The sequence below is a fragment of the Gimesia algae genome (genome assembly GCF_007746795.1).
GTDB classification, from domain to species: domain Bacteria; phylum Planctomycetota; class Planctomycetia; order Planctomycetales; family Planctomycetaceae; genus Gimesia; species Gimesia algae.
Window position 1 is genome coordinate 2,555,327 of the sequence record NZ_CP036343.1, and the last position, 12,110, is coordinate 2,567,436.

Genomic DNA, 12,110 nt, shown 5'->3' on the forward strand with positions numbered 1-12,110 from the left:
GTCGGTCATTAAATTCACAAATAATCCATATCAACATAAAAGGCATACAGATGAGAGAAATTTATAAAAAACTCGACGGAGTGGGTCGGCGGCAGTTTCTGGAATATGCTGCCAAATCTGCTTTGGGTGTCAGCGTTCTGCCCGTCTTTAACAACATGCTGGAAGCGGCTCCCACAAAAAAGAAAGGCCCTAAAGGCGCCCCCGTCACTGGAAAAGCCAAACGCCTGATTTACCTGTATATGGCTGGCGCCATGACTCACCTCGATACATTCGATCTGAAACCAGGCCATAAGAACCAGGGTGACACCAAAGGCATCAAAACCAGCGTTCCCGGGGCTCAGATCAGTGAGTTTCTTCCCACACTGGCAGAAGAATTTGACAAGATGGCCGTCATCAATTCCATGTATACCGAGACCGGCGCGCATGGACCCGGTGAATACATGATGCGGACCAGCTACAAAGAAATTGCTTCGACCCGGCACCCCTCCATGGGACCGTGGATCCAGCGCTTCCGCGGACGTCAGAATAAAAATCTGCCCGACACCGTTCTGATCAGTGCGCCCGCCCGACACCCGAGTTCAGGATTTCTGGACCCTTCTTTCAGCCCGCTGCCGATTGGTGACCCTAATCGAGGGCTGGAGAACACAGATACTCCTGCTTACCTGTCTGAAAACTCATTTGAAAAACGCATTGATCTGATCAATAAGTTCGACAAAAAGTTTCAGACCAAATTCAAGAATCAAAACGTCCTGGCTTACACGGACTTTTATTCACAGGCCACCAGCCTGCTCTCCAGCGATGAACTGAAAGCCTTCGACCTGAATGAAGAAAAAGCGGAAGACCGTGATAAATACGGCCGCAATTCATTCGGTCAGGGATGTATGCTGGCACGCCGTCTGGTCGAAAACAATGTCCGCTGCGTCGAAGTCAACTTTGGCGGCTGGGACATGCACCGTGATATTTACGACGACGGAATTCTTCCCACTCGAACCGGCATTCTGGATAAGGCACTCGGCAGCCTGTTGAAAGACCTGTCTGAGCGCGGGCTGCTGGATGAAACACTGGTGGTACTCACCACCGAATTCGGCCGTACTCCCGTAATCAACCAGAATGGTGGTCGCGACCATCACCCCGGCGTCTTCTCTGCCGCTTTAATGGGTGGCGGCATCAAGGGTGGTCACTTCTATGGGAAGTCTGATAAAGGGGGACAGAGCGTAGATGCAGACGGCGTACTGCCAGCCGACTTCAATGCCACTATCGCATCCGCATTGAACCTGCCGCTGGACAAGGAAATCTTCTCTCCCGATGGTCGACCCTTCAAAGTCGCCCACGATGGGGAAGCAGTGACGAAACTGCTCTAAACCAGGATATTTTTCACTGCAGAATTCAAAACGGCTTCCTTCATCGGGAGCCGTTTTTTTATTATTAGCAACCTTAAAAAATATTCGTCCTTCTCAGCGAAATATCCGGAAAATAGTAGACTACTAAAATTAAGCCGTTTATGATCAATATGTGCAATCATTGATATGAGCTTTGAATCTCCTTCCTCCATGCCAGAATGATTCACCAAAACAAAAGAGTATCCGAGCTTGAGTCCCGCCAGTGTTTCCTCAAAAACTGCAGTCTGAGAAAGCCGATGATGATACGATCCCGCCGCTTATGTTGGTTTCAGCTTATCCTGTCGCTGTCACTCTGTTGCTCTTTGGCTCACGCCGAAGACAATTGGCTACAGCTGAAAGGAGACAGCCAGCGTTCCGGTAACGCGTCTGCAAGTTCAATCCAAACGCCCCTCTCACTGGTTGCAGCTGTCCCCTTAACCGACGGCATCTACACATCGCCTGTCGTCAGTCAGGGAAACGCTTATGTCATCGATGGCGCAGGCATCGTTTTCGCAATCGAGGGACAGACTGGCAAAGTCCTCTGGAAACACGCTACCAAAGGGGGGCCGGGTAATTGCAATAACGTCGCGTCTCCCGCCATCATTGAGAACTACCTTCACGTTGGCACTGCCGCTGGCTACTACTACGTGTTCGATCTCAAAACCGGCGCTGTCAGCAAGGAACTGGACTGTCGGGAACCCATCTTCTCTGCCCCGCTGGTCAACAAAGGCCGCGTTTATTTCGCCACCCTTGGTGCCCAGGTTTATGCCGTCGAACCAAATGGTGAAGTCGCCTGGACCTGGGACTTTGTTAAAGAAGTTGTCGACTTTGACGGCAATCGCTGGAGCGGCGCCGACTGGCTGAAACACCGCAAGGATCGCGTCACCTGGCGGGATCACTTCGTCTGTTCCCGCGATATCTGCCTGGCCGGAGACTCCCTGGTCATCCCGGCGGGCGGGCGTACCGTCTTTCTGAAAGACACAGGCACCGCGCCGCAGCTGCAGGTCGTCGGAGAAATCCCCAAGTATGCCGGCGCTGAATTCCCCGCCACCTTCGGGCAAAGCGCGGATGCTGCCGGCAATGTATTCGTCCAGTGGCATCGTCGTGACAACGCGGGTCGCGTCGAAGTCATGCGACTGGATGGCGATAAAATCCAGGCAGATTATATCAAAGGCACGCAAACCTCCATCCGCGATCCCGGCCTGCTCAGCTTTGCCTCGGTCAGCATTCGCGGCAACAATGTCTTTCGCGTTCGTCCCGAAGCCGGCCTCGGCTTATGCCGTCACACAATCGACTCTGAAACAACCGAGGTGCTCTGTGAAGCCCCTTCCGTCTGCCCCCCTGTGATCACTGAGAACCACATCATCTATGGTGGACTGGACGGCGTCCTGTACGTCGTTTCGCTCTCCGATAAGAAAACAACAGAATTCAAGACCGCCTTCAACGCGCCCATTACTGCGCCCGTCGCCGTTGCCGACCAGAAGATCTATGTCCCCTGTGAAGATGGCTACCTCTACATCCTCAATGCCGACGGCTCACAACCTCAGACGCAGGCCGCGCTGCCAAAGCAGGATCTGGCGATCTGGAAGATTCGTAACCCCATCACCGGCCCTTTAGCCAAGCCCGAATTCGACTGGTACACCAACTATGGTGATTTTGGTGGCACGAACGCCAATGCCCAGGGCTTGAAGCCACCACTGCGAATGCGGTGGGCGCGGCGGCTGGAAGGCACGGTCAAACACCTTCCCGTCTGTGGCGGCGGTCGTCTTTATACGCATACTGCTGAAGGACAGATCATCGCCGTCGAACAGGATACCGGCCGTATGCTCTGGAGACGCTATTGGCCGGACGTTTATCTCTCATTTACTTCCCCCCTCTACATCGATGGCAAACTCTTGATTCCCCAGGCGGGCATCAAAAAGTCTGTCATGCGCTGTCTGGATGCTGCTACGGGAGACCTGCTCTGGGAAGCCCCCTTTACCGGTTCTCCCAGCTGGAGTCGACAGTTTCCCCCTGTCGTCGCAGGCAATATCGCTATCTACGCCTCGGGTTCCGGTGAATATGCGGCTCAGGGGACAGAGAAAGCCTTCACCTTCGGCGGTAAGCCAGCCGTCAAAGAAGACGGACGCGAAGTCATGAGCTGGATCTATTCCAATGACAATCCCTACTACCCCCGGGATCACCGCCCGCGGATCTGGGCCTGGGATCTCGATACAGGCAAAGTTGTCTGGGAAAAAGATTTCTCAGAATATGGTCGCGGCGGCAACGATTGTGGCATCGCTATTCTGGACGGTAAGCTGTATTACTCCACCTTCTTCGGTTACGCCAGCAGCCAGCGGAAACGACGTGGCTTACCCGTCGAGAATAACGGGATTACCGCCTGCCTCGATCCAGAGACGGGGGAGGTCATCTGGCTGACCAACAAATATTATGTCACATCCAAATGCACGCTCAGTGCCCGCGACGGACGCATTTACATAGGCGGCTACAACCGTGCGAAAGAAGACACGCAGGACCGGTTTGTCTGGTGCCTGGATGCAAAAGATGGTTCCCTGGTCTGGCAGTCCGATGCGGTCACATCCGCTTTAAATGTCGTTACCGTCGGCAAAGATTATATCTTTTCCAATGCGCTCCGGGGAAAAGGGAACGTCTTCGATCACAAGACAGGCAAAGTCCTCAACAGTATCGGACATAACTATGCCTGCTGCCGATTCACACTCTCAGAGCCTTATGTGCTGGGCGCCAATATGGATATGATCGATTTATCAGACGACGGCAAGCTGGTATCCACCGGTCCTGCGATCGACTCGCGCGAGTGTCTGGGAGCCGTCGTTTCCAACGGGCGGATTTTTTATACATCCCAGGCCAGCGGCTTTATCGTCTCTCAGACCTATGGGGAAGCTTCGAAAAAACTGCCCGCTGTCTGGGAACGCCCCTGATGAAAAAAGTTCCTAAATCACAAGTTGACTATTTCAGAGGTTAAGAAACAATGATATGACGTCGCAGTGTATCCCGAATTTTTCAGCCCATGGGTTTGCACTGTTGTTTCACACAAATTAGAATTTACCGATACGTTAGTATTAACGTATCATCTGCATCCCGCAGAAATTTTTGTCACGTATAGGAATTTGAGGAGAAATACATGAAAAGACTGCTTACACTTTCAGTCGCGTTGATGTTCGTTGCAGCCAGCTCATTCAGCTCAGCAGCCGAATTGAAATCTGGAATTGAAGTCGGTGGAAAACCCGGTGCATACACAGTCAATGATTGTACGGGACCCAACGCTGGGAAATCACTCTGCTATCGTTGCAGCTATGGCAAACGACCTGTTGTGAATATTTTCACTCGGGACATGAATGGCAACGTTCAGGATCTGATCACTCAAATCGACGCCAAAGTTGGCGAAAACCGGGATCAGAAAATGGCCGCATTCGTCGTGCACCTGACAGACGATGCTGACAAATCCAGCACTGAACTGAAAAAAGTTGCTGACAGCAAGAAAATCAAAAACACACCTCTGACCAACTACGAAGGCGAAGCAGGTCCTGCCGCCTACAAAATTTCCAAAGACGCTGACATCACCGTGCTGATGTGGGTCGATGGACAGGTGAAGGTCAATCACGCTTTCAAGAAGAGTGACCTCTCCAAAGCTAAAATCTCTGAACTCGTGAAAGAGACTTCCAAAATCTTGAACTAACGATTGATGAGATTGCTTTTTAACCAGGAATCGACCCCGCTTACCCTGACCGGTGAGCGGGGTTTCTACTTCCCGCCCGAAAAGTCTCAGACGAATCTACACAGTAACAAAAGGGGTTTACATGTTTCTTCGTGTCAGGTCCGTTCACTCTGCTCTACTGCTGACGCTCGTTTTATGTGCGAGCCTGTTATTCACCACGCGGCATCTTTCCGCCGGCCAGTCAAACAGTCTGCTTGACATTTCCACCGATGGGAAACTGCTGGCCTGCTCGAACAGAGACAGTGGCTCAGTCACCATCGTCGATTTGAAAACCAATCAGAAGCTTCACGAAATCAACGTCGGCAAACACCCCGAAGGGGTCACCTTCGTAGGTGACAGCCATCAGGTCGCAACCGCAGTCTACGATGAAGACCGGGTAGTGTTCCTTAATGCCGATTCAGGAAAACAGACCGGACAGACCGAAGTTTTCGATGAACCGTATGGCGTGGTTTCCACAACGGACGGGAAACGCATTTTTGTCACACTTGACTATCCCGGCCAGATTGTTGAGATCGATCCTGCCACTCAAAAAGTCGTCCGCGAGTTCTCATCGGGAAAGCATCTGCGAGGCATCGCTGTCTCCAGTGATAACCAGAGCCTGTTTACCACCGAATATTATTCCGCGCTGGTTCGCCAGGTGGATGTCAAAACAGGAGAAACCGTCGACGAATGGCCGGGTGGCAGTACCGATAACCTCTCGCGACAAATCACGCTGCACCCCCGTCGGGCCAAAGCCTACCTGCCCCATATTCGCTCACGGATCACCATGGCCCACGGTGCCGGCTCGATCTTCCCCATCGTTTCCATCGTCGATACGAAGCCCGGCGCAGGAAAACGCCGCCGTAAAATTCCCATGGATTCGTTCCGTGGTGCCCGCGTCACCTGTAACCCGTGGGATACCGCCATCACTCCCGATGGAAAAACATTTTTTGTCGTCTTCGCCGGCACCGACGATCTGTATGTCAGCAATGTAATTGATGACGACTACCGCGAACTCACCTTCCGCGGTTCACTCAATGTCGGATCAAATCCCCGCGGAGTGCGCGTCGCTCCGGATGGAAATACATTCTACGTTTACAATGCCCTCGACTTCGAGATCGTCGCTTACGACACACATTCACTCAGTCGACTGGCCACGATTAAAGTCACGGAGAATCCTTTAAGCGAGGAGGTCCTGCTGGGCAAGCGACTGTTCTATACAGCGCTGCAACCCATGACGAGCCGTCTGTGGATCTCCTGCTCCAGCTGTCATCCTGATGGGCAATCTGATGGTAAAACCTGGCATAATCCTGAAGGTCTGCGAAACACGCAGTCACTGGCCGGCATGGCCTGGACACACCCCATTCACTGGTCTGCAGACCGCGATGAAGTTCAGGATTTCGAACATACGATCCGTGGCCCCCTGATGCAGGGCAGAGGCCTCGTACGCGGCAAACTGAATGACGCGCTGGATAAACCTAACAAAGGCCTGTCACAGGCTCTCGACGCCATGGCCGCTTATTCCAATACGCACGACTTCACGCTCAGTCCGTATGCGAAACAAGGCTTATCGCCCGCTGCCCAGCGCGGGCGTAAGCTGTTTTTCTCAAAGCAGACCCAGTGTGCCACCTGCCACTCAGGTCCCTTCCTGACTGATTCGGTTCCTTCGGAGTCAATCACTCGTCACAACGTCGGCACCGCCGTCGATAACCCGGGTGAAAAAATGGGACCCGAATATGACACCCCCACTCTATTAGGCATCTATCGCACTGCTCCCTATCTGTCACATGGAAAAGCACAGACACTGGAAGAAGTCTTAACCACATACAACCATGATGATCAACATGGAAAAACCAGCCAGCTTTCCAAACAGGAACGCGCCGATCTGGTCGAGTTCCTGAAAGCACTCCCCTACGAAGACCCGGTACCACAGGCCAAAGCCGCCGGGCTGGTCAAAGTCACGAAATAATTTACCTCTTCTGAAACTCAATTTCTGGAAATAATAGAAACATGTCGCCTCAAGTACTCTGTATTCTCGGTTCACTCTTCCTATTCTTCGGCTGCAGCCAGGAAGGCAGCACAGCTGACACCCCGGTAGAACTGGATCCCCCGCTGCAGGCAGTTGATACTTCAGAAGCAGAGCCAGCAACAAAAAAACAGCAGGCCCCCGCCATTCCTGACGCGATAGCCATTGAACAGGATGGAATCATCGCCCAAATTGCCAACTGGGAACAGTTGCAGGAATTCATTGGCAGACAAAACGGCAAAATCGTCGTCGTTGATCTCTGGTCTACCTGGTGTGAACCCTGCCTCCGCGAGTTCCCGCACCTGGTCGCGCTACAAAAAAAGTATCCGGAAAAAGTCGTCTGCGTTTCGTTTAATCTGAACTACGATGGCAGTAAAGATTCTCCACCCGAATCCAGCAGCGATGAACTGATGGAATTCTTCACCAAACAGAAAGCAGAAATCGTCAACCTCATTTCCAGCACGCCTGACGAAGATCTTTACAAGAAGCTCAATCTCGCCGCGATTCCCGCAGCCTATGTATATGGCACCGATGGAAAACTGCAGAAACGGTTTGACAATGAAACCCTCGCCTATGGACAGGAAGGTTTCAACTACAAAGAACACATTGTCCCTTTTATCGATGATTTGCTCCAACAGCCACAAAAGCAGACAGAATAATCTTGCTCCCCTGTTTGATCGCTGATCAGGCAAACGTCACATAAATCCCCGACATGATTGCAGCTAATAGAATCGCAATCAGTCGCGGATCGGTCATTCCTGACAGGGGTTTCAGCACGATTTCTCTCAACGGATTTTGCCAGCACATCATTTTAATCTGATCTTCAGAGGGAGGTGGAGTCAGCAGGCTGACTGCCACAAACACCACCGAACAGATCACGAACAGCCACCACGCCTGCAGCAAAAAGGGAATTCCCAGATCTTTTGTGATCAATTCAAATCCAAAATCGAGCGCAAAAGTAAGTCCGCCCAGCATCGAACCGATGATTAAAGTTGCCAGTGAAGCTTGCGCGGTCCCGCGTTTCCAGAGAACGCCCCAGATGAATACGGCAGTGATGGGCGGCGCCAGGCAGGCGATCATGCTGTTCAACCCGGAAAAAATACTCTCAAATTTACTCCCCATGGTGGACCAGCCAATCGCCAGGATCATCACCACAACGGCGGTGATTCGCCCGACAACTACCAGTCGAGCATCACTCGTTTCCGGTTTCAGTTTTTTCACGACATCAATGCTGATTAAAGTCGCCGTGCTGTTCAAAGCCCCGGCAATCGTACTCATCAATGCAGCCAGCAAACCGGCGGCAATCAGTCCTTTTAATCCTTCTGGGACCAGTTGTTTAATCAACTCCGGCAATGCTTTGTTGGGATCATCGCCAATCTGATCCTGAAACAACACATAGGCAAGCACACCAGGGAAAACCATAATCAGCAACGGCAAGACTTTAATGAAGCCGGCGAATAAAGGCCCGGCCTGTGCATCCTTAACGGTCTCTCCCCCCAGAACGCGCTGCACGATCGTCTGGTCCGCACACCAGTACCAGATTCCCAGAACCGGGTAGCCCAGAATGAAGGCATACCACGAGTAGCCGCCGCTTTCGTGTAACATGCTCATATGTTTTTCAGGAAGCGCTGCACGCAGCTTCGTAAACGAATCGATTCCCTGTTCATTCAATGCGCCAGCTGCAAAATATGTCACCGCGATCGAACCAATGATTAACAGTACTGTCTGAATCGACTCGGTAATCACCACTGCTTTCAAACCACCTACCACGGTATACAATGTCGTAATCGCTGAAATCACCAGTACCGAAGTAATGACGTCAATTCCGAAGAATTCGTGAATCACAGTCGAACCGGCATACAGTGTCATGCCGATGTGAATAAACAGAGCAGCCACCACTCCCATAATCGCCAGCATAATTCGCGATCCTGCACTGAAACGCTGTTCCAGGTAATCGGGCAACGTGACCAGCCCACTGCGATGATAGATGGGCGCAAAAATCAGGCCCAGTAAAATCAGCGTAAATGCCGCCAGACATTCAAAATTACCAACGACCAGCCCTACGCGATATCCATCGGCAGCCAAGCCTATCAAATGCACGGTGGAAATATTCGTTGCAAATAAAGACAGTCCAATGGTCGGCCACTTCAAAGAGCGTCCCGCCAGGAAATAACTGTCGACAGTCTGTTTCTGTTTCCGACTGACGAACAATCCCATTCCGGTAATCAAAACCAGGTACGAGACTATGATTATGGAGTCGAGAACAGAAATATCCAGTTGATTAGCTGCCAGCAGGAATGGCGCGTTCATAGAGAGACAATCATGTCAAAGATTCGGTAGGCGAGACTTCTACTTCTGAAGCACTCTCTGTTTCGCAGATTGGTTCAGTTGTTTCCAGCGGTGGCAGACCGCTCGCGGAAGCCAGCTGGTTAAACTGATTGATCAATCGCAGTCCCACTGGAATCCCCGACCGCAGACGCTCAGCTCGCGTCAATGCCTCAGGTTCCCCCGGATAATAAACCTGCCCCCCCGCTTCCAGAGGCTGCAATGCCCCCCAGCGTTGAATGATTTCTGCAATGCGATCCTGAAATGTTTCCACAGTCGTAAAGCGGCTGATATCAATTGCCCCCACCATTCCCCCCAGCAGTCGTCGCTGTGTCAGATCGCCATACATTTTGGGAATATCGGGGCCGATCGGAGCACCGCCCAATAGCGCACACAAAACATCAATCATTAATCCCAGACCGGAACCTTTAAAACCACCAAATGGAAATAACGCTACCACCTCATTCGGATCTGTCGTGCCACGACCATTGGCATCCAGCGCCCAGTCCCCTGGGATCGAAACCCCTTCCGTCGCGGCATTCGCAATCGTATTCCAGGGCGTAATGCTCGTCGCCATATCCAGGCAGAGTGACTTTCCCTCTTTTCCCGGCGCGGTCATGCAGATTGGATTCGTCCCGCAGAATGGTTCCGCCGCTCCATGAGGAGTCACCATCGGATCAACGTGCGTAAACGCAAAGCCAATCATTCCCTCAGCTGCAATTCGTAACCCGTAATAAGCCAGAGCACCGCAATGAGAAGAATTACAGATCGACACCCAGCCGGCCCCCGACTCTCGTGCCAGTTCAACAGCATGATCGGCGGCTTTCACCATCGCCAGCTGCCCCAGCCCATGATCGCCATCCACACGACCTACCGCATCTCCCAGCGGTTCCCATTTCATTTCCGGTCGGGACTTGATGCTCTGCTGCCGAATGCGTTCCAGGTAATGCGGCAATCGCGCCACGCCATGCGAATCGATTCCACGCAGATTCGACTCCACCAGCGTATCCACAACCAGCACTGCATCCTCCTCGGTCAAATTTGCCTGCAACAGCAACTGCAGACAGAACTCCTTCAGAGATTCAGACTCAATCAGAGAACTCTCAACTTCGATCTGTGCCAAAGGTCACCTCTACTTATCATTCTTGTGACACATTCTTCAATGTGGCACGAAATACATTTCGACTCAATCAGGGTAGCGAATGAGTATAATCATCTCGTTATTCAAGCAAACAGGTCAGACATCACTTCGCCATGCACATCGGTCAGACGGAAATCGCGACCGGCGAACTGATAGGTTAATTTCTTGTGATTCAGACCCAATAAATGCAGAATCGTGGCATGCAGATCGTGTACGTGCACTTTATTCTGGACCGCATAATATCCATAATCATCGGTGGCTCCATACTGCAGCCCCCCTTTGATGCCGCCTCCCGCCATCCACATTGTGTACCCCTGGGGGTTATGATCGCGGCCGTCTGCTCCCTGGCTGACAGGCGTCCTGCCAAACTCACCGCCCCAGAGTACCAGCGTGTCCTCCAGCAGACCGCGGGCTTTTAAATCTTTCAACAATGCGGCGATCGGTTGATCGACCTCTTTACAGTTTCGAGGCATTGCCGTTTTCAATCCCGCATGCTGATCCCATTTATAACTGTGGGTAATCTGCACAAAGCGCACGCCCCGCTCCGCAAACCGCCGCGCCATCAGACACTGCCGACCAAAGTTTTTGGTCACATCCTGATCCAGACCATACCGCTTTTGTGTCGTCTCGGATTCATCGCTGATATCCTGGAGCTCCGGTGCCGCCGTCTGCATCCGATAGGCAAGTTCAAAAGAATTGATACGTCCCTCCAGTGCCGCATCCGGGCCGGACTCAGCCAGATGTTCGCGATTCATTTGACGCAGATAATTCAGTTCTTTCCGCTGCACCGACATCGGGATTCCGCTCTCATTTTTGATGAACGGAATCAATGCCCGATCCGCGGGGATACTCGCATTGCCGATTGGCGTTCCCTGAAAATCAGCGGGCAGAAACGAAGAGCTGTAAGCGTTCACGCCCCCATGCGTCAATGTGGGACAGACCGTAATGAAACCGGGCAGATCCCGATTCTCGGAACCCAGCCCATACGTAATCCAGGATCCCATACTGGGCCGGATAAATGTATCACTGCCGGTATGCAGTTCCAGCAGCGCCCCGCCATGCCGTGAGTTGGAACCATACATCGAATTGACAATACACAGATCATCAACGCAACCCGCCACATGCGGAAACAGTTCACTCACCCAGGCACCGCTCTCGCCATGCTGCTTGAACTGCCAGGGAGAACCCAGCAGGTTCCCCGTCTGAGCCGAAAATACCTGAGGTTTGTCAAATGGAAGAGGCTTGCCACTGTCTTTCTGCAGCTGCGGTTTATAGTCGAACGTATCCATATGCGACGGGCCGCCGTGCATGAACAGGAAGATCACGCGTTTCGCTTTCGGCGTGAAATGCGGTACCTGCTCCGGCTTCTTCCGGGACGCCTGTCCCTCATTCCCCAGCAAAGCCGCCAGCGCCAGACCCCCGAAGCCGGCAGAACTGCGTCGCAGCATTTCCCGGCGGGAGAGCGGCATTGATTTTCGATTCTGATTCCAATGATTCATAACTGTTCTCTTTTCAGTTAGACAA

At 52.3% G+C, this 12,110-nt stretch carries 8 protein-coding genes; 5 read left to right on the top strand and 3 right to left on the bottom strand.

Going from position 1 to position 12,110, the window contains the following annotated elements; all coding sequences use genetic code 11:
- Window positions 1-50 precede the first annotated feature (50 nt).
- The 5 genes from Pan161_RS09300 (at window position 51) to Pan161_RS09320 (ending at window position 7,779) form a co-directional block, all read left to right on the top strand.
- Window positions 51-1,361 (top strand): DUF1501 domain-containing protein, encoded by a 1,311-nt coding sequence (locus Pan161_RS09300; RefSeq protein ID WP_145226113.1) that lies wholly within the window; start codon window positions 51-53, stop codon window positions 1,359-1,361.
- 275 nt (window positions 1,362-1,636) lie between these two features.
- On the top strand, window positions 1,637-4,318 hold the full coding sequence (locus Pan161_RS09305) for an outer membrane protein assembly factor BamB family protein (protein ID WP_197995797.1): 2,682 nt from the start codon (window positions 1,637-1,639) through the stop codon (window positions 4,316-4,318).
- 203 nt (window positions 4,319-4,521) lie between these two features.
- Window positions 4,522-5,076: a hypothetical protein gene (locus Pan161_RS09310; RefSeq protein WP_232103675.1), complete on the top strand. Its 555-nt coding sequence runs from the start codon at window positions 4,522-4,524 to the stop codon at window positions 5,074-5,076.
- Between the two features lie 121 nt (window positions 5,077-5,197).
- A complete protein-coding gene (locus Pan161_RS09315) occupies window positions 5,198-7,063 on the top strand; it encodes a beta-propeller fold lactonase family protein (protein WP_145226117.1) in 1,866 nt (621 codons plus the stop codon).
- A gap of 41 nt (window positions 7,064-7,104) precedes the next feature.
- Window positions 7,105-7,779 (top strand): TlpA family protein disulfide reductase, encoded by a 675-nt coding sequence (locus tag Pan161_RS09320; RefSeq protein WP_145226119.1) that lies wholly within the window; start codon window positions 7,105-7,107, stop codon window positions 7,777-7,779.
- Window positions 7,780-7,804: 25 nt separating this feature from the next.
- Here the strand turns inward: Pan161_RS09320 and Pan161_RS09325 are convergent, their stop codons facing one another.
- From Pan161_RS09325 to Pan161_RS09335, 3 genes are all read right to left on the bottom strand, one after another.
- Window positions 7,805-9,430 (bottom strand): sodium:solute symporter, encoded by a 1,626-nt coding sequence (locus Pan161_RS09325; RefSeq protein WP_145226121.1) that lies wholly within the window; start codon window positions 9,428-9,430, stop codon window positions 7,805-7,807.
- 10 nt (window positions 9,431-9,440) lie between these two features.
- Window positions 9,441-10,568, bottom strand: a complete 1,128-nt coding sequence (locus Pan161_RS09330; protein WP_145226123.1) for an Ldh family oxidoreductase — start codon at window positions 10,566-10,568, stop codon at window positions 9,441-9,443.
- Between the two features lie 101 nt (window positions 10,569-10,669).
- Window positions 10,670-12,085, bottom strand: coding sequence for a DUF1501 domain-containing protein (locus tag Pan161_RS09335; RefSeq protein WP_197995798.1), 1,416 nt, complete (start codon window positions 12,083-12,085; stop codon window positions 10,670-10,672).
- Window positions 12,086-12,110: the final 25 nt, after the last annotated feature.

Coding starts and splice junctions, on each gene's coding strand:
- Pan161_RS09300 (WP_145226113.1), top strand. CDS start 51: ATGAGAGAAATTTATAAAAAACTCGACGGAGTGGGTCGGCGGCAGTTT.
- Pan161_RS09305 (WP_197995797.1), top strand. CDS start 1,637: ATGATGATACGATCCCGCCGCTTATGTTGGTTTCAGCTTATCCTGTCG.
- Pan161_RS09310 (WP_232103675.1), top strand. CDS start 4,522: ATGAAAAGACTGCTTACACTTTCAGTCGCGTTGATGTTCGTTGCAGCC.
- Pan161_RS09315 (WP_145226117.1), top strand. CDS start 5,198: ATGTTTCTTCGTGTCAGGTCCGTTCACTCTGCTCTACTGCTGACGCTC.
- Pan161_RS09320 (WP_145226119.1), top strand. CDS start 7,105: ATGTCGCCTCAAGTACTCTGTATTCTCGGTTCACTCTTCCTATTCTTC.
- Pan161_RS09325 (WP_145226121.1), bottom strand. CDS start 9,430: ATGAACGCGCCATTCCTGCTGGCAGCTAATCAACTGGATATTTCTGTT.
- Pan161_RS09335 (WP_197995798.1), bottom strand. CDS start 12,085: ATGAATCATTGGAATCAGAATCGAAAATCAATGCCGCTCTCCCGCCGG.